21 protein-coding genes and 1 tRNA gene are annotated in these 22,157 nt (G+C 35.9%); 7 read left to right on the top strand and 15 right to left on the bottom strand.

From position 1 onward, the window contains the following. The first annotated feature begins 40 nt into the window (after positions 1 to 40). Positions 41 to 1,795, top strand: a complete 1,755-nt coding sequence (aspS, locus tag N0B16_RS13395; protein ID WP_262991457.1) for an aspartate--tRNA ligase — start codon at positions 41 to 43, stop codon at positions 1,793 to 1,795. A 43-nt stretch (positions 1,796 to 1,838) separates the two neighbouring features. Then, positions 1,839 to 2,897, top strand: coding sequence for a hypothetical protein (locus N0B16_RS13390; protein ID WP_262991456.1), 1,059 nt, complete (start codon positions 1,839 to 1,841; stop codon positions 2,895 to 2,897). Between the two features lie 91 nt (positions 2,898 to 2,988). On the opposite strand, the gene N0B16_RS13385 is transcribed toward N0B16_RS13390, so the two are convergent. After that, positions 2,989 to 3,762, bottom strand: coding sequence for a hypothetical protein (locus N0B16_RS13385; protein WP_262991455.1), 774 nt, complete (start codon positions 3,760 to 3,762; stop codon positions 2,989 to 2,991). A 135-nt stretch (positions 3,763 to 3,897) separates the two neighbouring features. Here N0B16_RS13385 and ku point away from each other — a divergent pair, with 135 nt between their 5' ends. The 3 genes from ku (at position 3,898) to ligD (ending at position 7,267) form a co-directional block, all read left to right on the top strand. After that, on the top strand, positions 3,898 to 4,683 hold the full coding sequence (ku, locus tag N0B16_RS13380; protein WP_262991454.1) for a non-homologous end joining protein Ku: 786 nt from the start codon (positions 3,898 to 3,900) through the stop codon (positions 4,681 to 4,683). Continuing rightward, positions 4,683 to 5,285, top strand: coding sequence for a DNA polymerase ligase N-terminal domain-containing protein (locus N0B16_RS13375; RefSeq protein WP_262991453.1), 603 nt, complete (start codon positions 4,683 to 4,685; stop codon positions 5,283 to 5,285). Before ku ends, N0B16_RS13375 begins: the two co-directional genes overlap by 1 nt. A gap of 77 nt (positions 5,286 to 5,362) precedes the next feature. Further along, the gene (gene ligD / locus N0B16_RS13370; RefSeq protein WP_262991452.1) at positions 5,363 to 7,267 is read left to right on the top strand and encodes a DNA ligase D; all 1,905 of its coding nucleotides are present in this window, start codon (positions 5,363 to 5,365) and stop codon (positions 7,265 to 7,267) included. Between the two features lie 95 nt (positions 7,268 to 7,362). Here the strand turns inward: ligD and N0B16_RS13365 are convergent, their stop codons facing one another. The 4 genes from N0B16_RS13365 to N0B16_RS13350 all read right to left on the bottom strand — a co-directional run bounded on the left by N0B16_RS13365 (position 7,363) and on the right by N0B16_RS13350 (position 9,996). Beyond that, positions 7,363 to 8,097: an SDR family NAD(P)-dependent oxidoreductase gene (locus N0B16_RS13365; protein ID WP_262991451.1), complete on the bottom strand. Its 735-nt coding sequence runs from the start codon at positions 8,095 to 8,097 to the stop codon at positions 7,363 to 7,365. Between the two features lie 88 nt (positions 8,098 to 8,185). Next, on the bottom strand, positions 8,186 to 8,557 hold the full coding sequence (yajC, locus tag N0B16_RS13360) for a preprotein translocase subunit YajC (RefSeq protein ID WP_262991450.1): 372 nt from the start codon (positions 8,555 to 8,557) through the stop codon (positions 8,186 to 8,188). A gap of 1 nt (position 8,558) precedes the next feature. Next, positions 8,559 to 9,086: a DUF1573 domain-containing protein gene (locus N0B16_RS13355; RefSeq protein WP_262991449.1), complete on the bottom strand. Its 528-nt coding sequence runs from the start codon at positions 9,084 to 9,086 to the stop codon at positions 8,559 to 8,561. Between the two features lie 4 nt (positions 9,087 to 9,090). Further along, positions 9,091 to 9,996, bottom strand: a complete 906-nt coding sequence (locus tag N0B16_RS13350) for a transcription antitermination protein NusB (protein WP_262991448.1) — start codon at positions 9,994 to 9,996, stop codon at positions 9,091 to 9,093. Positions 9,997 to 10,086: 90 nt separating this feature from the next. On the opposite strand from N0B16_RS13350, the gene N0B16_RS13345 reads away from it, so the two are divergent. Both N0B16_RS13345 and N0B16_RS13340 read left to right on the top strand, forming a co-directional pair. Continuing rightward, positions 10,087 to 11,748 (top strand): ABC transporter ATP-binding protein, encoded by a 1,662-nt coding sequence (locus N0B16_RS13345; protein WP_262991447.1) that lies wholly within the window; start codon positions 10,087 to 10,089, stop codon positions 11,746 to 11,748. A gap of 98 nt (positions 11,749 to 11,846) precedes the next feature. After that, positions 11,847 to 12,182 carry a DUF3276 family protein gene (locus tag N0B16_RS13340; protein WP_262991446.1) on the top strand — a complete coding sequence of 112 codons (336 nt, stop codon included), beginning with the start codon at positions 11,847 to 11,849 and terminating at the stop codon, positions 12,180 to 12,182. A gap of 151 nt (positions 12,183 to 12,333) precedes the next feature. On the opposite strand, the gene N0B16_RS13335 is transcribed toward N0B16_RS13340, so the two are convergent. From N0B16_RS13335 to leuS, 10 genes are all read right to left on the bottom strand, one after another. Continuing rightward, positions 12,334 to 12,409 (bottom strand) — tRNA-His (locus N0B16_RS13335). Positions 12,410 to 12,444: 35 nt separating this feature from the next. Continuing rightward, positions 12,445 to 13,164: a bacillithiol biosynthesis deacetylase BshB1 gene (bshB1, locus tag N0B16_RS13330; RefSeq protein WP_262991445.1), complete on the bottom strand. Its 720-nt coding sequence runs from the start codon at positions 13,162 to 13,164 to the stop codon at positions 12,445 to 12,447. 73 nt (positions 13,165 to 13,237) lie between these two features. After that, positions 13,238 to 14,884 carry a tetratricopeptide repeat protein gene (locus N0B16_RS13325; protein ID WP_262991444.1) on the bottom strand — a complete coding sequence of 549 codons (1,647 nt, stop codon included), beginning with the start codon at positions 14,882 to 14,884 and terminating at the stop codon, positions 13,238 to 13,240. 89 nt (positions 14,885 to 14,973) lie between these two features. Beyond that, on the bottom strand, positions 14,974 to 15,846 hold the full coding sequence (locus N0B16_RS13320) for a PstS family phosphate ABC transporter substrate-binding protein (protein WP_262991443.1): 873 nt from the start codon (positions 15,844 to 15,846) through the stop codon (positions 14,974 to 14,976). Next, a complete protein-coding gene (locus N0B16_RS13315) occupies positions 15,836 to 16,033 on the bottom strand; it encodes a C4-dicarboxylate ABC transporter (RefSeq protein WP_262991442.1) in 198 nt (65 codons plus the stop codon). The genes N0B16_RS13320 and N0B16_RS13315 overlap by 11 nt, the downstream gene beginning before the upstream one ends. Positions 16,034 to 16,105: 72 nt before the next feature. Beyond that, a complete protein-coding gene (locus N0B16_RS13310; protein WP_262991441.1) occupies positions 16,106 to 16,945 on the bottom strand; it encodes an energy transducer TonB in 840 nt (279 codons plus the stop codon). 25 nt (positions 16,946 to 16,970) lie between these two features. Next, positions 16,971 to 17,540 (bottom strand): ExbD/TolR family protein, encoded by a 570-nt coding sequence (locus tag N0B16_RS13305; protein WP_262991440.1) that lies wholly within the window; start codon positions 17,538 to 17,540, stop codon positions 16,971 to 16,973. Between the two features lie 14 nt (positions 17,541 to 17,554). Next, on the bottom strand, positions 17,555 to 18,163 hold the full coding sequence (locus N0B16_RS13300) for an ExbD/TolR family protein (protein ID WP_262991439.1): 609 nt from the start codon (positions 18,161 to 18,163) through the stop codon (positions 17,555 to 17,557). Between the two features lie 57 nt (positions 18,164 to 18,220). Continuing rightward, positions 18,221 to 19,084, bottom strand: a complete 864-nt coding sequence (locus N0B16_RS13295; RefSeq protein ID WP_262991438.1) for a MotA/TolQ/ExbB proton channel family protein — start codon at positions 19,082 to 19,084, stop codon at positions 18,221 to 18,223. Positions 19,085 to 19,323: 239 nt separating this feature from the next. After that, a complete protein-coding gene (leuS, locus tag N0B16_RS13290; protein ID WP_262991437.1) occupies positions 19,324 to 22,137 on the bottom strand; it encodes a leucine--tRNA ligase in 2,814 nt (937 codons plus the stop codon). Between the last annotated feature and the right edge of the window lie 20 nt (positions 22,138 to 22,157).

Raw genomic sequence — 22,157 nt, 5'->3', positions numbered from 1 at the left:
AAATCTTATCTTTGCCCACGAAAATTTCAAACAAATAATTATGTTTCGATCACACACTAACGGAGAATTATCTCTTCAGCATCTTAATGAAGAAATTACCCTTTCAGGATGGGTACAGACCATTCGTGATAAAGGATTTATGATCTGGATAGACCTTCGGGACCGTTACGGAATTACACAGCTGGTTTTTGATCAGGACCGTTCATCGGCTCAATTGATGGAAGAGGCAAAAAAACTGGGCCGCGAATTTGTAATCCAGGTGACAGGAAAAGTAATCGAAAGAGTAAGCAAAAACCCCAATATCCCTACAGGAGAAATTGAAATTTTAGTTGAAAAATTAACCGTGCTTAATGAATCTCAGCTTCCACCCTTCACAATTGAAGACGAAACGGACGGCGGTGAAGAATTGAGAATGAAGTACCGTTACCTGGATATCAGAAGAGCTCCGGTAAGGGACAAGCTGATTTTCCGCCACAAGATGGCGCAAAAAGTGAGAAATTATCTTTCAGATGAAGGATTTATCGAAGTTGAAACTCCTGTTTTAATTAAATCTACTCCTGAAGGAGCAAGAGATTTCGTGGTTCCGAGCAGAATGAATCCGGGACAGTTTTATGCATTGCCACAATCTCCACAGACATTCAAGCAATTGCTGATGGTGGGTGGGATGGATAAATATTTCCAGATCGTAAAATGCTTCCGTGATGAAGATTTAAGAGCAGACCGACAGCCGGAATTTACACAAATCGACTGCGAAATGGCTTTTGTAGATCAGGAAGATGTAATGAATGTTTTTGAAGGAATGACGAAAACATTAATCAAAGATATCACCGGTCAGGAATTCGGAGCTTTCCCAAGAATGACGTTTGCGGATGCGATGCAGAAATATGGAAACGACAAACCGGATATCCGTTTCGGAATGGAGTTCGTGGAATTGAATGATTTGGTTAAAGGAAAAGATTTCAAAATATTTGATGACGCTGAATTAGTGGTCGGAATCAATGTTGAAGGTTGTGCAGAATATACAAGAAAGCAAATCGATGAGCTTGTTGATTGGGTTAAAAGACCTCAAATAGGAGCTTCAGGAATGGTTTGGGTAAAATTCCAGCACGATGGTGTAAAAACTTCTTCTGTGAATAAATTCTACAGCGAGGAAGATTTAGCGAAAATCATCGAGAAATTTGGTGCGAAGGAAGGCGATTTAATGTTAATTCTTTCTGGAAACGAGCACAAAGTAAGAACCCAGCTTTCAGCATTGAGAATGGAGCTTGGAAACCGTCTCGGATTAAGAAAAGGCAACGAATTTGCCCCTCTTTGGGTGGTTGACTTCCCCTTATTGGAATTTGACGAAGAAAGCGGGCGTTACCACGCGATGCATCACCCTTTCACCTCTCCAAAACCGGAAGATGTTCATTTGCTGGAAACAGATCCCGGAAAAGCAAGAGCCAACGCGTACGATATGGTTTTAAATGGAAACGAAATCGGCGGCGGTTCCATCAGAATTTTCGACAGAGAGCTACAGTCAAAAATGTTTGATCTGTTAGGATTTACAAAAGAAGAAGCAGAAACTCAGTTCGGATTTCTGATGAACGCCTTCAAATACGGAGCACCGCCTCACGGTGGTTTGGCTTTCGGGTTTGACCGTTTGGTGGCTATCCTTGACGGAAACGAAGTAATCAGAGATTATATTGCATTCCCTAAAAATAATTCAGGGCGTGACGTGATGATCGATGCGCCGGCTGCAATTGCTGATGAACAGCTCGATGAATTGGAATTGAAACTGAATATAAAAGCATAAATTAAAAGTGGAGAAAATTCTCCGCTTTTTTTATTTTATTCATATGAAGAAATTAAATTATCTTTTTCTGCTAATAGGATTTTTCAGTTCAGCTCAAAATTATATGGTTGAAAATGAAAAATTAAATGGGAATATAAAATCTATTGACTTATTTATTATCGAATATGGTAGTAAAGAAAAACCTGTTGAACTAAAAACTTTCGACATTAAAGGAAGACCTCTTGTTGAAAAAAAATATAATGATGGATATCTCAGAAGTGAAGAACGAAATAAGTACAAATCCAATCAAATTATTACCACACTGTGCGAATCTTGTGGTGATAATTTTGACCGGTATTTTTCTAAATTTTCAATAAAAGAAAATCAGAAATATCCGTATTCTGGTTATGGAACGAATGAACCAAGCGTAAGAAATAAAACCTACAAAACCATTGATAAAAAAAGTAATGTTGTTTTGGCAAAATATTATACAGAAGATGGATATCTGATTTCTATCACGAAATCTACTTACAATACTCAATCAAAACTTCTTTCAAAAGAAAGTAATGATGATGAAAATAAATTGCTTTCGAGCATTAAAAATATCTACAACAAAAATAATTTAATAACTAAAGAAATAAATAAAAGTGAAAATCAACCCGAATTAAAAATAAATTATTTCTACGATAATCTTGGAAGAATAAAACTGGAAAAACAAAGCGATACTAATAGCTTTTACGAAATATCTTATGAATATATTAAAGAAAAAGATACTGCAAAAGTTTTAAAATATTCTGCAAGTCCGCCAAAAGATAAAAAGCTTTATCAAATTGAATTAACCTATCCCAAATTAAAAGGGAAAGTAGTAGAAAAACAAAATGTGTCTAATAATAAAGTTGGTCACAAAACACTTTATGAATATGATGAAAACCAAAAACTAGTTGCACAGAAATATTACGATGATAAAAATGAACCGATTAAAGAATCACATTATTCTTATGATAAAAAAGGAAACTGGAACGAAATCAATATTTCAGAAATCATAAACGTAATATATAATAACGACGCTCCTAAAAAAGAGATTCAGAAAAAGAAATATGTGAGACGAATTCAATATTACTGATTTTAAGTCAACTATTGAAAAGGCATAATCTATCTTGAAAATAAAAAGCGGAGAAGTGTTTCTCCGCTTTCTTGAATTTGATATAAAAATCTTACAAATATCCATTTTGCACCAGCCATGCCGTAATTCTTTTAAGCGTAAGCGCATTAGGATCTACTGCGGATGAAAGAAATTTCACCTGCTCTTTCTGCGGTATAGAAACTATTTTTCGAACTTTATCTTTGGCAGTGAACAATTCAAAATTCTGCGCGTTGTTCCCGCCCGCAAAACTGACTTTGGCGACCAAAATACCCTCTGGAATAAAATACTCATAAGAATCCTGGCCACCCCTATTTCCGGTAGAGGTAAAAAAGCCTATTTTTTGTCCGTCCTGTTCAACATCCTTTGATTCTTTCAATTCGATCGGCCAGCTTTTATTGCGCGATACCAATGTATAGTTTACGGCGGTTCTTGGGGACACTCCTTTTGAAGCAATCAGTTCTGTAATTTTATCGGCTTTCAGAGAATTTCCATCTATGATACCTCCTTTCCCGATAAGGTTTACAAAGCCTTTTTCCATTCCTAAAGTTGAAATTTTAAAAATTCCCACTTGATTGGTTGGCAAAAACGTGAAGCGATAATACATACTTGTATTGTCATTTTTGTCTCCCTCAAACTCTGTACTCAGAACAGCAATCACCAGCTTTTCACCCTCCATAGAATACAGATTAAAGTTTTTGGTAAGTCCCAGATTTTGCTTCTGCACTTCTACCTTCCCTATTTTTTGTCCGTCAACAGTGATGATATTATTTTTATACTCTACCTTTTGAGCAGATGAGAAAATGTTTATTCCAAGGATAAACAATACAGTAAAAAAAGTTTTCATTATAGATATTTAATTGATGACTAAAGTACAAATAATAAGTGGATGCTTTATAATCACTCCGCTATATGAATTTTACATTCCCATCATTCCATTTCAACGGCACAATGATTGTACTTTCTTACAAAATATAAGACAATGAAAGCAATTTGGAACGGTGCCATTGGCTTTGGTTTGGTAAATATCCCTGTTAAAATTTATTCTGCAACAGAGACCAGCAAATTAGACTTGGATATGCTGGATAAGACTGATTTTTCCAATATCAAATTCAAGAGAGTGAATGAAAGTACAGGCAAAGAAGTAAAATGGGAAAACATTGTTAAGGGTTACCTTATGGAGGATCGCTATATTATTCTGGATGAAGAAGATTATGAAGCAGCAAGCCCCGAAAAGTCAAAAATACTTTCTATAGACCAGTTTGTAAAAGAAGTTGAAGTAGACAGTGTCTATTTTGAAAATCCTTATTTTTTGGAACCGCAGAAAAATGGCGAAAATGCTTACCGACTTTTACTGAAAGCTTTATCGGAAACCAAAATGGTAGGAGTAGGAACTTTTGTACTCCGCGAAAGCCAAGCTATAGGAATGATCCGGCCTTATAATAATGAAGTCTTGATTTTAAACCGGCTCCGTTTTGAGCAGGAAATCAGAGATTATAAAGATTTAAAAATTCCTGAGAAAAAAGCCCCGAAACCCGCTGAGCTCAAAATGGCAGTCAGTCTTATTGAACAGCTTTCTCAGGAGTTTGACCCCTCTATGTACAAAGACACTTATTCTGAAGAATTAATGAAGATCATTAAACAAAAAGCAAGAGGAAAAAATATTAAAGCTAAAAAAGCTGAGCCCGCTAAAGAAGGTAAAGTTATTGATCTGATGGCACAGCTGAAAGCAAGTTTACAAAGCCCGAAATCTAAAAACGCATCATAATGGCTCTTAAAGATTATAACGATAAACGGAAGTTTGACGAAACAAGCGAACCAAAAGGGAAAACAAAAAAAAGTAAAGACCAGCTTATTTTTGTTGTTCAGAGACATGCTGCATCACGTCTTCATTATGATTTCAGACTAGAAATGGAAGGCGTTCTGAAAAGCTGGGCCGTCCCGAAAGGGCCTTCATTAGATCCCAAAGACAAACGTCTTGCCATGATGGTAGAAGATCATCCTTATGATTATAAGGATTTTGAAGGAAACATCCCTGAAGGTAACTACGGCGCCGGACAAGTCGAGGTCTGGGACAGCGGAACCTATGAACCTTTAGATGAAACCAGTACGCTTTCTGATGAAAAAGAACTTCTGAAAGAATTACACGCCGGTTCTCTGAAATTTATTTTACACGGAAAAAAGCTGAAAGGTGAATTTGCTCTAGTTAAAATGAAAAATACAGACAACAATGCGTGGCTGCTTATCAAACATAAAGATGATTTTGCAGAAAGCCCCTACAATGCGGAAGAAAATACCTCAGAGAAATCTGAAGTTACCCAATTTCTAGAGGAAAAAAAAAGCCTAAAAAGCAGCAAAAAGAAAGCATAACTTCGGAAACCAGGCCTAGATTTCAGAGATTCAATGATCTAGTGGATGAAAAAAAATTAGAAAACTTTATCCGGCCTATGCTTGCCAAATTAACCGAACAGGCTTTTGACGATGAAGACTGGGTATTTGAAATCAAATGGGATGGTTATCGCGCAATTGCTGATTTAAGCAATGATGACCCTTTATTTTATTCACGAAACGGAATCTCCTTCCTTTCAAAATTTGAAAAAGTTTCACGGGATTTTAAAAATCAGAAGCATAAAATGATTCTGGACGGTGAAATCGTAGCCTATGATGAACATGGAAAACCCAGTTTTCAGCTTCTTCAGCAAATCGGTGACAATCCGAATTTAGCCTTGGTATATCAGGTTTTTGATATTCTCTGGCTCAATGGCCATTCCACCGAAGAGTTGCCTTTGATCCAAAGAAAAGAGCTTTTGAAAGAAGCTCTGACTGAGACCGATGTCATTAAATACTGCGATCATATTGCTGAAAAGGGAATAGATTTTTTTAATCAGATGAAAAAGATGGAGCTTGAAGGAATGATTGCAAAAAAAGCAGACAGCCCTTATACTGAAAACCATAGAACTAATGACTGGCTTAAAGTAAAATTTACCAATACCGAAGAAGCCATTATCTGCGGATTTACAGAACCCCGTGGTTCCAGAGAAGGTTTCGGCGCCCTTATTTTAGGTAAATATATTGACGGAAAACTGATTTACGCAGGACACACTGGTACGGGTTTTAATAAACAATCTTTACTGGAACTTCACCAACGATTACTGAAAATGGTTATAAAAACAACGCCATTTGATAAAAGACCAAAAACCAATATGCCGGTCACATGGACAAAACCGGAATTGGTATGCGAAATAAAATTTTCAGAAATTACAGATGACGGAATTTTCAGGCATCCTGTTTTTGTAGCCATCCGTGAGGATAAGGAACCTGAAGAAATCACAGGTTCAACTGATATTTCAGCCAACAAAGTAGACAATCATAATACCAAAAAGACCAACGATATGAAAAATACAGCACCACTTAAAAAAACTCCAAAACTTTCTGACAAAGAAAAAGAAATTACACTCAACCGACATCCTGTAAAGTTCACCAATCTGGATAAAATCTATTTTCCGAAAGATGGGATTACCAAAGGTGATGTGATAGAATATTATCAGTCTGTTGCCGAATATATTCTGCCCCATTTGAAAAACCGCCCGCTTTCTTTAAACCGCTATCCAAACGGTATTGAAGAGCAAAGCTTTTATCAGAAAGACGCGAGTGACAATATTCCGGACTGGGTCAAAACGACCCAGGTTTATTCGGAATCCAATGATAAATACATCGATTATATCTACTGTAACGATAAAGCGACTCTGGCTTATCTGAATAATCTGGGCTGTATTGACCTTAATCCTTGGAACAGTGCTTTACCTGATCTGGATCATCCTGATTTTATGGTTTTGGATCTGGATCCTTCAAAGAAAAACAGTTTTGATGATGTGATTGAAACCGCTTTACAAGTCAATGAAGTTCTTGAATCTGTTAAAATTAGGGGATATTGCAAAACTTCAGGAAGTACAGGTATTCACATTTATATTCCGATGGGCGGAAAATACGATTTTGATCAGGTAAAAGATTTTGCCCACATCCTGATGAAACAGGTTAATGAGAAACTTCCGAAAATCACCACTTTAGAACGAAGCTTGCAGAAACGGGACGATAAGAAAATTTATATGGACTATTTACAAAACAGAACCGGCCAGACTTTGGCAAGTGTGTACAGTATACGGCCAAAAGAAGGGGCATCCGTTTCAATGCCTTTGGAATGGAATGAAGTAAAACCAGGCATGAGACCAACAGATTTTAATATTCACAATGCATTAGAAAGAATTAAAGAGAAAGGAGATTTATTTAAACCTGTGTTAGGGAAAGGAATTGATATGATGAAAACCCTTGAATTGCTGCAGGAGAACGGATAAACTTTTAACGCAAAGAGTACAAAGTTTTTTTATAAACTATTTGTTTTTAGCCCGCAAAGGCGTTTCACTCAGCAAAGAAAAATTAGCTGTTAGAATTAAGGTAATTTCGCTACCAAACTCTCCGGTAAAACTTTTAAAATTAAATAAATCAATTTCCATTTAAAATTTGGGACAATGATAAACGAATTTCCGGCGCCAACGATATGTTTTGCGACATAATCGGGTTCCATCAAGAGACTTTTATTGAGGTCTAATCCGGCATTGATTTTTGTATTGATATAGCCGCTGATCAAAACATTGATGGTTATCTTTTTTAAAGCCAATTCCTGTCTTAAACCTGATAAATATGTTGTAAAGGCTGCTTTTGTACTACCATATACGAAGTTGCTTTTTCTTCCTCTTACTCCCGAAAGTGACGATAAACCAATGATTCTTTCCAGATTTTTGTTGCTTTCATCCATTGCAATGATATTTAGGATGGAAACAGCACCCATGTAATTGGTAACCATCATTTGTTGCGTTCCTTTAAAATCTTTTAAAGCCTTTTCATTATCAACTAAAAAACCTGCAGCATACACAACGGTATTTGGTTTTGTGAGTAATTCTTCGTAAAACTTCTGGTGGGAAGCAAAATCTGCAGCATCAAAGTACAAAATCTGAATTTTTGAAGGATCCAGGTTATTGCGAAGGATCAACTGCTCTAATGATTTTGTATTTCGTGATGCCGCAATCACGGAAAATCCTTTTGCCACATATTGTAAAATGCATTGCTTTGCCACATCTGAATTGGCTCCCAAAATGAGAATGGTTTTATCTGTGTTTTGATTCATTGAGCAAAGATATTTAATAAAAATGATTAAAAAGATTACGGCGCGGTGAGCAAAGCTCACCGCGCCGTAATCAATATATTAAACCGAATTATTTCTTTTCAGTTTCAATTTCTTTTTTATCAGTTGCCTTTTCAGTTTTCACTGCTTTTTCGCCAAAACGGGCATCTGTGAATTCTCTTGAAATGGCAGCTTTTTCAAATTTCAGCTTTCCGGATAAGGTTTCGATAATGATTCCGTCATCATGAATCTGAGCTATTCTTCCATGGAGACCGGAAGTAAGTACTACCCTGCTTCCTACTTTCAGGTCATCCTGAAATTTTTTCTCCTGCTTTTGCTTTCTCATTTGCGGTCTTATCATCAGAAAATAAAACCCTACCACCATTACTCCCATCATGATCATCATCATAGAACCGCCGCCTTGAGGCTGTGCTGCCTGCAAAAATACTGTCAGTACGCTCATATTAAGGTTGAATATTAGCGGTGAATGTTAATTTGATCGGCGCTTTTTCTACGTTTGCAAAAACATCCGCATATTTATTTACATTTCCGTCAAAGTTTGAAGAATCAAAATGCAAAGTGATTTTTCCTTTTTGTCCCGGTAAGATCGGTTCTTTGGTAAAGTCAGGAACGGTACATCCGCATCCCGGTTTCACTTCAGAAATTACAAGTGGATTTTTTCCTGTATTGGTAATATCATACACATGTTCTACTTTATCACCTTTTTTAACTTTTCCGAAATCAAAATTGCTTTGAGACAATACGATGGTCGTTAAAGGCTGGTTAGATTTTACAGGAGCTGCTTCCATTCCCGGCGCCGCTACAGGAGATACTGCAGTAGAATTGGAATCGGTAGAGGTTACCGGTGCATTAGTAGAATCTAAACTCACAGATTCTGAATTATTCTGCATTTCTTTGTTTTGCTCTTTTTTACAAGAAACCAAACCAAATCCTATAACCGATAAAGCGATGATTGATAATGTTTTTTTCATTTTATTAAATTCTATTTTGATCTTTACAATATTTATCTAAAATTCCGTTGATGAAGATATTTGAGCGGTCTGTTGCAAAAACTTTTGCAATCTCGATATACTCATTGATGATGACTCTTGAAGGCGTGAAAGGAAAATTGTCAAGTTCCGAAATGGCAGTAGTTAAAATTACTTTATCCATCAATGCGATTCTTTCCAGGTCCCAGTTTTCAAGTCTCTCGCTCAGCTTTTTCTCATTGGCTTCCCAGGTATTCAAAGTATCTCTTAATAATTTGCTGGCAAAGTTTTTATCTTCATCATCTTTCACCATCCTGATCAGCGTTCTGCTTTCTTCATTTTCTTTCATAAATCCAATTGTTTTCTGAACCATTGAATTGGCGATATGAATATCATCGGACCAGGTGAGTTCCCTGTCGCTGATATAATCATGAAAATCGTCATTTTCCGCAATATACCTTAAAAATAATTTACCGATAAATTTCTGATCTTCCTCAAAAGAATATTCTTCTTCTTTCATGAAATCCTGATATCTTTTTCCCGCTGTCATTCTCTGGAAAGTCTTTACAAGCATATCATCGTGCAGATCCCATTTAAGATCTTTATGCTGTCCGGTGAAATACAGTCTTTCAGGGTTTTGATCAAGCTTAATTAAAATCTGATTGTTGATGAATTTCTGATTCGGATCAATTTCGGAAGCGGTTTTAAGGTACTTGTTTTTACCAATTTCCATCTGATGCTCTGCGAGATCTTTAAGAGCTACCAAAAAGTTAAGCTGATAAATATAGAGATTATAGATTTTTTCTATGCCATGGAACATATTTTTCTCTAATACGTCAAATTTTATTGGATTTTGATAGTAAGAATATACATTTTCTACTACTTTTTCACGGATTTGTCTTCTTCCTAACATTCAAAGAGCTTTTTATAGGCGCAAAGATACAAAATTTAAAATTTAATGAATTCCTAGTATGATGCTATTTTCGTAAATTTGCAAAACTTTATGAAAGCTTTAAAAACTCTGAACCCTTACTTCTGGAAGCACAAAATATTATTATTTTGGGGGTTGTTATTTATCATAGCCAGTAATTTTTTTAATACCTATAAAGTACAGTTTGTCGGGAAATCTGTTGACGAGCTTACCAAAGGCGGCCATCTTGGTTTTAATCAGCAAGTACTTTTTTATGTTGGTATCATTGTAGGCTGCTCGCTTTTGACCGGCTTTTTTACCTTTATGATGAGACAGACCATTATAGTAGCCTCCAGAAGAATTGAGTACGAACTGAAAAATAAAATTTACAGGCATTACCAGGAATTATCCCTTACAGATTATAAAAAAACCACGATTGGAGATTTGATGAACCGTTTAAGCGAAGATATTGTAGCGGTAAGAATGTATCTGGGCCCCGGTGTGATGTATGTTGTCAATCTATTGGTGCTTGTCATTATCACCAGTATTTATATGGTGAAAACCGATGCATCAATGACACTCTGGACTTTACTGCCGTTGCCAATATTATCTTTTGTCATTTACAAGGTAAGTTCTATCATCAACAAAAAGTCGAAAATAATGCAGAAAAGCCAATCTGCGATTTCAACATTTGTGCAGGACAGTTTTTCAGGAATCAGAGTGGTGAAATTTTTTGCCAAGGAAAACTACATTAAAAAAAATTACGGGGTAAAAGTAACCGATTATCAGGATAAAGCTTTGGACCTGGCAAAAACGGAAGCCTATTTTTTTACCATTATCCTGTTTGTGGTAGGTTTATTAAATGTTACAATTATCGTCATTGGCGGACAAAAATATATTGATGGCGAATTAAGCATCGGTAAAATCGCCGACTTTTTTATGTACATCAATACCCTGATTTTTCCGTTTTCTATGGTAGGCTGGGTAACTTCTGTAAATCAGCGTGCGGAAGCGTCGATGCAGAGAATCAATGAATTTTTAGATAAAAAATCTGAAATAGTCAATACTAATTTTGAAAATTATCCGATTAAAGGAGATATTGAGTTCAAAAACGTATCGTATGTTTATCCAAATACAGGAATCAAAGCGTTGGAAAACTTAAGCTTTAAAATCAATGCAGGAGAATCTTTAGCAATAATGGGAAAAACAGGAAGCGGAAAATCGACTGTTGCATTGCTATTATGCAGATTGATTGACCCTACAGAAGGAGAAATTTTAATCGATGGAAAAAATCTCAAAGAACACAATTTAGAAAACTACAGAAACTTTATAGGATATATCCCACAGGAAAGCTATCTTTTTTCAGATTCTATTGAAAACAATATCGGGTTTGCCATCGATCATCCCTCCCATGAAAAAGTGGTAGAATTTGCTAAAATTGCCGATGTCGATAAAAACATTATCGAATTTAGAGAACAGTACAATACAATGGTGGGAGAACGCGGTGTAATGCTTTCCGGAGGCCAGAAACAAAGGATATGCATCGCGAGAGCCTTAATTAAAAAGCCAAATATTATCATTTTTGACGATTCTCTTTCTGCATTAGATACCGAAACTGAGCATAACATCTTGGAAAATATTGAAAAGAACATCAAAAATGCTTCTTCCATTATTATCACTCACCGGGAGTCGAGCGCTCAGAAAGCAGATAAAATCATTAACCTGACCGAAATTACCAATTCTGTAACGGCATAGTACATTTGTTTGGAATTGTTAAATAAATCATAAAAAAAATTTTGTGATTAAAAGAAAAATTTTATATTTGTTCTTACAAGATTAAAAAATATCTAATAATGAGTGATTACAAGGAACGCCACGAAAATGAAATTTTTACGAAGGTGTTAAAAGCAGGAAGAAGAACTTATTTCTTTGATGTGCGCGAGACGAAAGCGGGAGATTATTATCTTACGATTACCGAAAGTAAGAAGAATTTCGGGGAGAATGGAGAAGCTACATTCGAGAAGCATAAAATTTATCTTTACAAAGAAGATTTTAAGAGTTTCCAGGAGATGTTTAATGACTCTACAGATTTCATTATCAATGAAAAGGGTGAGGATGTAATATCTGAAAAGCATGATAAAGATTTTAAAAGCAGAACATACACAATAGATTCTGACGAAGAAATTTAGTCCTTAGTCATAAGTAAAAACACAAGCATCTTGAGGAAAAAGGATGCTTTTTTTATGCAATCATTTTAACAAATACAACTCAATACTGTTGTTGTATTAGAATAAGTTACTAAAAGAAAAAAACACATTCTCAAAAGAAAATGTGTTTTTAGGGTGAATGAGGGGTCTCGAACCCCCGACCTCCGGAACCACAATCCGGCGCTCTAACCAACTGAGCTACAATCACCGTTTCGTGGGTGCAAATATAGAAATTTTATTTCAGTTACAAAACAATTCCTTCAAAATTTTTCAGCGCGATTAATTTTTCAGATGTAAAGCCTTCTGCATAAGCAACGCCGGACAATCTTCCTAAATCCTGAGCTCTGTACGTCAGGCTTTCATAGAAATCTTTCGTGGCAATAGGAGTTACCGGTTCATTGGATGACGGGTCATAAAACTGTGATTTAAAAGCCATACAAGCTTCCAATTTCTTTTCAAGATATTCTGAGATATCGATAACAAATTCCGGCTGAATGTGCTTCCATTGGATATAATGGAAAATTTGTTTAGGCCGCCATACTTCCTGTTCTTTTCCTTCATTCACTGTTTTAATTTTTCTTAATCCTGCTAAAAAGCATGCATCAGAAACTAATTTCGCTGCTTTGGCATGATCCGGATGTCTGTCATCAATGGCATTGGCTAAAACAATTTCCGGACGATATTTACGAATCATTGTAACAATCTGCATCTGATATTCTTCAGAGTTTATCAAAAACCCATCTTTCATACCAAGATTTTCTCTTGCAGAAACACCTAATATTCTTGCAGACTCGGTTGCTTCCTGATGTCTGATCTCATCAGATCCACGTGTTCCCAATTCACCTTTTGTAAGGTCAATTATTACGCATTTTTTGCCTTCTGCAACTAGTTTGGCAATTGTACCGCCGCACCCTAATTCAATGTCATCAGGATGAGCTCCAAAAGCAAGTATATCTGTTTTCATATTTTCAAATATAAATAAAAATGAAAACTTCCCAAACAGTATGAATGGGAAGTTAGTGTTTATTGTGGAAATATTATTTATTAATTTCCGTATTTAGTTTTACAGCATCCTGATAAGAAGGATCCAGCTGTAATGATTTCGCTACGTAATCTTTTGATTTTGCCAAGTCTGAATCTTTTGACAAATAAGCAACGGCAAAATAAGCATATGCTAAAGTCTGCTTATTCGCTTCAACTTCTGCAGGTTTTACAGTGGTGATATATTTTTCATAAGCAATCTTAGCAGCATCATTATTTGTTGCTTGTTGATAAGCATACCCTAAACTATAATATGCAGGTGCCCAATCCGGTAACAATGTGCTCATTTTTTGCCATGTAACAATAGCTCCGTTCCAATTTTTAACATCTTGATATGCTGTTGCCAGTTTATACAATGCATCGGTATCCTGAGCATTTGCTGCAACCTGCTTTTTCAAAGCTTCAATTGTTGGACTGGTAGGTCCGGAATCTGCGGAAGATTGTGACGCAGCTCCTCCACCTGCGATTTTAGCAAGTTCCATATCCCATTTCATGGTTTCATCTTTTGCTCCTTTCGCAATAGCTACTTTTTGCTGAGCTTCTGCCATCAAAGCAGACTTTTTTGCAGCGTCTTTTTCATCTTTGGCTAATCCTGCAGCAATTAAACCTTGTAATCCCTGATCTGCAGGCTGTACTCTCGATTTTTCGGCCTGAGAAGTAAAGGAATCCATATTTTGTTTCGCCTCAGTATATTTCCCATCTGCGTACAATTGATATGCTCTTAGTTTGAACTTGATAGGATCTTGAATCTTATCAAATATTTTATCCAAAATTGCTTTCGAGTTTGCATAATCTTCATTGGTAAAATAAAGCTTAGCAATCTCTAACTGCGTATAAGGATCTTCATCAGCATATTTCGTATAATTGATCAAATCCTGAGTTGCTTTTGCGTTTTGCTGATATCGTATATCATAAGCTGCTAAAGCCTTGTAAGCAGGAGCGTAAGAAGGGTCTGTCGCAATTGCTTTGTCAATACTTGTTTTTGCCTGCTGCCATTGCTGCGCAGCCATCCACAACGTACCTATTCGGGTGTATACAGAGGCTTTATTTTTTGCGAGAGGCAATGCTTTATCATATGCAGACATTGCATCCCCAGGAACTTTTTTCAGCCTGTATGCATCCCCCAATGTATAATAATAATGTGCAGGAACTTCTTTTTTCTGCGCTCTTTCAATAGCTTTATTCAAAAACTGAATGGCAAGATCCGGCGAATTATTTTTTTCGAATAATGTTAAAGCTTCAGCTGCTCTGAATAATACTTCGGCATCTTTTTCTTTTGAATCGGTAACAATTCTCTGAATCTCAGCAATGGCATTTTTATCTCCTTTACCTAGTTTAACAGTCGCTAAACCTAATTTATTTAAATTACTTTTGCTGTCTGCAGCCAGTCCTTTATTAAAATTTTCTGTTGCACTGGCAAAATCCGGCTCAGCTTGTTTTAAAAATGTATTTCCTAAATAGAAATAGTTTTCAGCTTTAGGCTCTTTGGCAATCATTTGTGTGAAGTTTGTTTTTGCCTGCGCATATTTATCACTGTCAACACTATTGATGCCATCTTGCAATGTTTGTGCAAACGCAAAATTTGCATAAAATACAGCGGCTGCTCCTAAAGCAATTTTCTTTACATTCATTATATCTTTCATTTTATATTTTCTAAATTGAATTTACTAAATCACAATTTTCAGACCAAAATAATATAATTATCCTGGACTGAAGTGTATTTTAATATTTTTTAACGCATCTGTACTTCTCTTCTGTATATGTTATAAGGCTGTAATCCTTCTTTCTCAACAATCATCTGGCCCAGCTGCGTACAAGAATATCTTATAAAGCCGTTTGCAATGTTAAAATTACCTTCATTTGTTAAGAAATAAAGAACTCTTGTAAATGGGTATTTCATTTCACGTAACCCGTCGGAATTTGGCGTATATAATTTTCCATTGACATCGATTGGCAAAATTTTTACCATTTCTCTTAACTTTTCAGAAGTTTCGTCGTAGGGACGGCTGAAAGTATTCAGGCCGATTACTCCTATTTTATCGGGATATTTATTTAATTCTTCAATGACATTGACACTTCCTGGAATAATGGAAAATTTCAGATCTTTAGGCTGCTTTTTTAATTTTTGAGCTACAAAATTCAGATTGCTGGAATTACCCCCATCAAAAATGAATTTTTTGTCTTCAGACTGCATTCCTTGTTTTATTTCATCCATAGTAATGCTCACTTTAGCTGAATTTTTAGGAACGATAAAAATAACGGCATCAGCAGCAAATTTTGCAGGTAAAAATTTTAAATCTACCTGCTCTTCATATGCTTTAATTTCTTCAGCAGACAAGTCTTTAGACATTACCGCAATTCTTGCTTTATCATTTAAAAGATCCAAAAAACCTAAATCTTCTTTCTTAGTGATTACCTTAATCTTAGTATCAGGATAATTGATCATGTATCCTTCTGCCAAAGCTTCGGTGACACTTTTGAATGATTCATCAGTTAAAATAGTGAGATTTCCTTTATAATAGGATGGAGATTTATCTTCTTTTTTCGAACAGCTTATCACTGTTACTAATAAAAGAATCAACAGCAATTTAAAATTATTCATCATTTCCTGTATTTTTAATTCTTGATACTGCTCTCCAGATTCTAAAAATACCATACAGCATTACCACTGCACCTAAAGGATAAGCTACGGTAGGTTCAAGAATAATAAAAAAGAATTTGTAAATTATAATTACAATTCCCAAAGCGATATAAAACAATCCTGTTACTAAGGATAACCAATTGAACATCATATAACAAAAGTATTAAAAAAAATAAAAAGAGAAGCGATTGCTTCTCTTTTTTGATTATAATTTAAAGATAAATTATCCTTCAAAATTCATTGTTAAAGGCAATCTGAATCTGTATCGAACGGATTGTCCATTGATTTTTGCAGGAGTCCATTTATTTTTAATAGACTTAATCGTTCTAACAGCTTCAGCGTTAAAATCTGAATTTTTACCGTTTGCTTTAACATCCGTAATTGATCCGTCCCTTTCTACAACGAAAGTGATTTCAGCTTTTACAGTTCCTTCATCACCATTCATAGATGAGCCATCAAAATTGCTTGATACTTTATTTCTGAATGCATTGATTCCTCCAGGGAATTCAGCGGTTTGTTCAACCTCGCTATACACTTGCGTATCACTCACCTGTGGTTTAACTTCAGCTGTTGAAGTTCTGGTACCAGTAGAAGGTGGTGGCGGTGGCGGTGTATAAGCGGGAGCTTTTACCCCTTCCTGATTCTGTAAACCTGTCGTTGTTTCTAACTGCTTAGAAATTGGTGGCGGTGGAGTCTCAATTTTCGGCGCTTTCACCGGTTCCGGAACTACGTTCTGAATAACCTCGATTTTTTCTTCTTCTTTCGGAGGTGGTGGAGGTGGTTCTTCTTCTTTAGGCTCTTCAATGATCGGATCTTCTTCAATAATGTTGACCAAATCAGACTTTACTTCTATTTTATCAGGAGCATTAAGATTTTTAATGGTAAGATAGATAAAAGGGGACAAAGCAGCCACTAAGAATAATGATGTACCAATGATAAAAGATTTCGTCAATAATCTCGGATATTGACTTCTAATATCATATGCACCATATTCCTTATTTCTATTTTCAAATACAATCTCATCTAAACTAAGATTTTGACTGTACACATGTTCATCTGCCATCGTAGTGTTAATTTAATGGTTAAAATTACTTTGTAGCAGCAGCCGGAGTTCCGGAATTGCCCACTTTTCTATCATAAATCGCTTTTTCCCAAGGCTTAACATCAGTAACACCGTACTGTTCACTTTTGGTAATGGCCATTTCGTCAAGAATATCTACGAAGTTTTTATATACAGCGTCATCAGTTGGCTTGATAATAACAGTAAATTTTGTTCTATCTGCCGCTCTTGATTTTGCCTGCTCAATTATTTTTCTAATTCCTTCTCTATCAAAAGAAGTTTCGTTCAGATTCTGATCATTCAGGGACGTATTATCTTCCTGGTGCCAGAAAACTTTATTGTCTTTTCCTAATAATAAAGAAATTGAATTAGAAAGTTTAATTTCTGTTGGTGGTGGTTTTGGAGTATTTTCTTTCGGTTTTGCCGGAAGACCCAAATCCATTACATTCGGTTTACTGAATGTGGTTGTAAACATAAAGAAGGTGATTAATAAAAACCCTAAATCCACCATCGGAGTCATATCTACTCTGGTACTCTGCTTCTTGGAACGTACCTTGCCGCCTTTGGCGCCTTTTTCCTGTACTTGTACTTCTGCCATTTCTCTAAATGATATTATTCATTAGGTTTACCTTCTTGTGACGTTATCAACCAAAATTTAAGAAAATCAATATCTCTTAAACCCTCAAATAAACTTTTAACTTTAGGATACTTTGTCGTTACGTCTCCTTTGATTGCTAATTTGTAATCTTTGTTTACGCTCAAACTTTGTTGTACCCAATCTACCAACTGTTTATTTGTACTGTCCATAGGAATCCCTGTAGGACTTTTAAAACTTTTCTGCTCATCTTCAGGCAAATCCAAATATCCTTTCAACTGGTTCATAGGAACTCCAATTGCCTGAACTCTCTGGAATGCGGCTTTTTGCTTATTGTCAAAAGCAACCCCATACTTTTGCCCCATTTTCTCTAAAAGCTGTAATCTTTCTGATGCATTATCTACCGGCTGAAAGTAAAACTTTCCGTCTGGTGTTGCATTAATAGTCATTAAACTGGCATCAGGAAGTAATTTTTCTGAGATTGAAGATGGCGGCTTGATCTGCTCCACGTCAGGTTTTTTAAACTGAGTGGTCAATATAAAGAATGTAAGCAGCAGGAATGCAACGTCACACATTGCCGTCATATCCGTCACTACTCCATGTCTTTTTGGTTTGACTCTCGCCATTATTTTTATAATTTTTGATTAAACTTCTATTTACAATGCAAAACTCTTGCGGAATTCTTAGTTGAATTCTGCAAAAGACTGCTGGATGCTCATTGCGATCTCATCGATCTTATAAGTTAACCCGTCAATTTTTGATGTAAAGAAGTTGTAAAGCATGATTGCAATAGCAGAAGTACCAATACCTAAAGCTGTGTTGATCAAAGCTTCAGAGATACCTGTAGAAAGTGCTGCTGCATCCGGAGTACCACCACCAGAACCTAATGCGAAGAATGCTTTAATCATCCCGATTACTGTTCCTAATAGTGCAATTAATGTTGCAACCGTACCTAAAGTAGAAAGAATCATCATGTTTTTCTCTAACATTGGCATTTCAAGCGTTGTAGCTTCCTCAATAGCCTTATTAAGAGCTACCATTTTCTGCTCTTTATTTAGAGTCGTATCATTTGATAGAGCTTTGTACGTTGTAAGACCTTCTTTTACAACATTACCAACAGAACCTTCCTGTCTGTCGCACTCTTCTAACGCTTCGTCTATTCTGTTTTGGTTCAAAAGACTTCTCACCTTTACTACGAAGTTGTCTAAATTTCCCTTTCCTGCTGCTCTACCAAGCACGAAATATCTTTCAATAGAGAAAACGATAACCGTGATCATAAATGTAATCAATACCGGTACAATAACTCCTCCTTTGTAGATAATACCCAAAAACGACTCTGGATGAATGTCTTTTCCTTCAACACTTGAAAAAGCAACAGAACCACTTCCCAGTTTGTCTGCATCTTTGAAGTTTCCTGGGTTCCCAAGAACGAATAAATAAATACAAATCCCTATAACCAATAGAATAGGAATAATTACAGCCGGGTTTAAACCTCCTGCTTTTTTAGCAATTACTTGCTCCTCATTTTTTGAAACATTCATTTCCATATTTAACTAAATTATATTGTTTTAAAATTTTAAAGTTGTAAAATAAAGGCAAAATAAATTAAAATGCAATAGTCTTAAATAAACATTTCGCCTTTTTTTGATAAAGAAACTTTGATACGATTTCGATATTGTAATTATTCTCTAAATATTTATTAATTATTGTTAATTTCAGACATTACGTTAAAAAATCAAAAAATTTAATGCCTTAAAATTTATAATTTACCAATGTTAATTTTTTTTTAAATTACTACGTTCACAATTTTGTGATGTACAACAATAACTTTTTTAGGTAATTTTCCTTCTAAAATCTGTTGTGTTTTTTCGTTATTCAACACTAATTCTTCAACTTCTTGTGTAGACAATGCCGCTGAAAGGGCCATTTTAAATTTCATTTTCCCGTTAAAGCTTACCGGATATTGTATCTCATCTTCTACCAGATAACTTTCATCCAATTCCGGGAATTTTTCAAATTCGATCGATTGTGTATGACCAAGCAAATTCCATACCTCTTCGCAGATGTGCGGCGCATACGGGGAAATTATAACGGCTAAAGGTTGTAAAATATTGCGTTTGTTGCATTTTAATTTCTGCAACTCATTAACAGCGATCATAAATGACGATACGGATGTATTGAAAGAAAAGTTTTCGATATCGTATACCACCTTTTTTATTAAGGTATGCAATACTTTATACTCTGCCTTTGTAGGTTCTTCTTCAGAAACCTCAAATGTATCTTCATTGAAATATAAATTCCAGAATTTTTTCAGGAAACCGTAGACTCCGCTTAATCCTTGTGTATTCCAAGGCTTGGATTGTTCTAACGGACCTAAGAACATTTCATACAATCTTAACCCGTCTGCTCCGTATTCTTGGCAAATATCATCTGGATTGACTACGTTGTATGTCCTTTTAGACATTTTGTCGACCTCTCTCTCTGTTATTAACTTACCGTCTTCAAGTATAAATTCTGCACTATTGAACTCAGGTCGCCAAATTCTAAGCTTTTCAATATCAATTTCATCTGTAGTTCCAATTAGCATCGAAATGTCAACAGGAATCCTTTGAGTTTTGTATCCATTTGCAAGACTTTTAGACACAATTGTATTAGTACCATCAACTCGATGAATTAACGCACTCATCCCCAAAATCATTCCCTGATTGATGAGTTTCTGGAAAGGCTCATCATGATTGATATATCCTCTGTCTTTTAAAAACATATTCCAGAAACGGGAATACAATAGATGTCCAGTCGCATGCTCGCTTCCTCCAATATATAAATCTACCTGTCCCCAATAATCTGCAAGTTCTTTATTCACAAAAACCTCATCGTCATTTGGGTCCATGTATCGTAGGAAATACCATGAACTTCCCGCCCAACCCGGCATGGTAGATAATTCTAACGGGAAAACCGTCTGATCATCTATTAAATCTGTCGCCACCACTTTTTGGTTCGCTTCATCCCAGGCAAATGTTTTTGCATTTCCTAATGGCGGATCTCCATCTTCCGTCGGTAAATATTTTTCAACTTCTGGAAGTTCCAAAGGCAACGCAGAAGTTGGTAATGTATAAGGCATTCCATCTTTATAATAGATAGGAACCGGCTCTCCCCAATACCGCTGTCTTGAGAAAATCGCATCACGCTGTCTGTAATTTGTCGTGCCGTGACCAATAGCTCTTTTTTCGATGGCTGTAATGATTAATGCTTTGGCTTCATTGTAATTCAAACCGTTTAAAAAATCTGAATTGACGCATACGGAATCTTTAGAATCAAAAGATTTTTCCTGAACGTCTTCTTCAGTTTCAACTACTTTCTTAATTTCAAGATTAAATTTCTTTGCAAACCTGTGGTCACGCTCATCATGCGCCGGAACAGCCATTACCGCTCCTGTCCCGTAACCCATCAACACATAATCTGAAATATAGATCGGCATCTTTTCATGACTGAAAGGATTGATTGCATAACTTCCTGTGAAAGCACCTGAAACATTCTTTACATCAGACATTCGGTCTCTTTCGGTTTTTTTGGACGTTTCTTCAATATAATTTTCCACTTCAGCTTTTTGTTTCAGAGTGGTTATTTTTTCCACCAAAGGGTTTTCCGGAGCTAAAACCATAAAGGTTGCTCCAAAAATAGTATCGGGTCTCGTGGTGAAAACCTCAACGGTTTCGTCATAGCCATCTATATTGAATCTCACCTGTGCTCCTTGCGATTTTCCGATCCAGTATTCCTGTGAATCTTTCAAAGGTTGCGGCCAGTCTAACGTTTTAAGACCTTGTAATAATCTTTCAGAATAAGCAGAGATTCTCATGCTCCACTGCATCATTTTTTTCTGATAAACAGGAAAGCCTCCTCTTTCGGATTTTCCGTCTTTTACTTCGTCGTTTGCTAAAACCGTTCCTAAAGCTGGACACCAATTGACCGTAGTTTCTGCTCTGTATGCTAAACGGTAATTTAATAAAATATCTTCTTTATCAATGTCAGAAGCGTTTTTCCATTCTTCTGCCGTGAAATTTAATTCATCATTTTGATTGGCATGTAAATCTTCGGTTCCTTTTTCTTCAAAGTGTTGAATCAATGTTTTGATAGATTCTGCTTGGTCTGTATTTTTATTATACCAGGAGTGGAATAATTCAATGAAAATCCATTGTGTCCATTTATAATACGACGGATCAGAAGTTCTTACTTCCCTGCTCCAGTCAAACGAAAAACCTATTTTTCTTAGCTGCTCTTCGTATCGGGTAATATTCTGTTCTGTGGTCACTGCAGGATGCTGCCCTGTCTGAATGGCATATTGCTCAGCAGGAAGCCCGAAACTGTCGTACCCAACCGGATGAAGTACATTAAAACCCTGATGCCTTTTATATCTTGCATAAATATCCGATGCGATATATCCCAGTGGATGGCCTACGTGAAGACCCGCTCCCGATGGATACGGAAACATATCGAGAACATAAAATTTGGGTTTGTCTGTGTTATCAGAAGTTTTATACGTCTGGTTTTCTTCCCAGTATTTCTGCCACTTTTTTTCTATCTGCTGATGATCGTAAAACACTTTATTATGATATTAGAGGT

It is taken from the genome of Chryseobacterium gilvum (assembly GCF_025628965.1).
GTDB lineage: Bacteria > Bacteroidota > Bacteroidia > Flavobacteriales > Weeksellaceae > Chryseobacterium > Chryseobacterium gilvum.
This window is presented reverse-complemented; position numbering and strand designations above follow the sequence as displayed.

Coding starts and splice junctions, on each gene's coding strand:
- N0B16_RS13365 (WP_262991451.1), bottom strand. CDS start 8,097: ATGAATCAAAACACAGATAAAACCATTCTCATTTTGGGAGCCAATTCA.
- ku (WP_262991454.1), top strand. CDS start 3,898: ATGAAAGCAATTTGGAACGGTGCCATTGGCTTTGGTTTGGTAAATATC.
- ligD (WP_262991452.1), top strand. CDS start 5,363: ATGCTTGCCAAATTAACCGAACAGGCTTTTGACGATGAAGACTGGGTA.
- N0B16_RS13375 (WP_262991453.1), top strand. CDS start 4,683: ATGGCTCTTAAAGATTATAACGATAAACGGAAGTTTGACGAAACAAGC.
- yajC (WP_262991450.1), bottom strand. CDS start 8,557: ATGAGCGTACTGACAGTATTTTTGCAGGCAGCACAGCCTCAAGGCGGC.
- N0B16_RS13295 (WP_262991438.1), bottom strand. CDS start 19,084: ATGGAAATGAATGTTTCAAAAAATGAGGAGCAAGTAATTGCTAAAAAA.
- N0B16_RS13320 (WP_262991443.1), bottom strand. CDS start 15,846: ATGATGAATAATTTTAAATTGCTGTTGATTCTTTTATTAGTAACAGTG.
- N0B16_RS13350 (WP_262991448.1), bottom strand. CDS start 9,996: ATGTTAGGAAGAAGACAAATCCGTGAAAAAGTAGTAGAAAATGTATAT.
- N0B16_RS13300 (WP_262991439.1), bottom strand. CDS start 18,163: ATGGCGAGAGTCAAACCAAAAAGACATGGAGTAGTGACGGATATGACG.
- N0B16_RS13310 (WP_262991441.1), bottom strand. CDS start 16,945: ATGGCAGATGAACATGTGTACAGTCAAAATCTTAGTTTAGATGAGATT.
- N0B16_RS13315 (WP_262991442.1), bottom strand. CDS start 16,033: ATGATGTTCAATTGGTTATCCTTAGTAACAGGATTGTTTTATATCGCT.
- N0B16_RS13345 (WP_262991447.1), top strand. CDS start 10,087: ATGAAAGCTTTAAAAACTCTGAACCCTTACTTCTGGAAGCACAAAATA.
- bshB1 (WP_262991445.1), bottom strand. CDS start 13,164: ATGAAAACAGATATACTTGCTTTTGGAGCTCATCCTGATGACATTGAA.
- N0B16_RS13325 (WP_262991444.1), bottom strand. CDS start 14,884: ATGAAAGATATAATGAATGTAAAGAAAATTGCTTTAGGAGCAGCCGCT.
- N0B16_RS13385 (WP_262991455.1), bottom strand. CDS start 3,762: ATGAAAACTTTTTTTACTGTATTGTTTATCCTTGGAATAAACATTTTC.
- N0B16_RS13340 (WP_262991446.1), top strand. CDS start 11,847: ATGAGTGATTACAAGGAACGCCACGAAAATGAAATTTTTACGAAGGTG.
- aspS (WP_262991457.1), top strand. CDS start 41: ATGTTTCGATCACACACTAACGGAGAATTATCTCTTCAGCATCTTAAT.
- N0B16_RS13390 (WP_262991456.1), top strand. CDS start 1,839: ATGAAGAAATTAAATTATCTTTTTCTGCTAATAGGATTTTTCAGTTCA.
- N0B16_RS13305 (WP_262991440.1), bottom strand. CDS start 17,540: ATGGCAGAAGTACAAGTACAGGAAAAAGGCGCCAAAGGCGGCAAGGTA.
- N0B16_RS13355 (WP_262991449.1), bottom strand. CDS start 9,086: ATGAAAAAAACATTATCAATCATCGCTTTATCGGTTATAGGATTTGGT.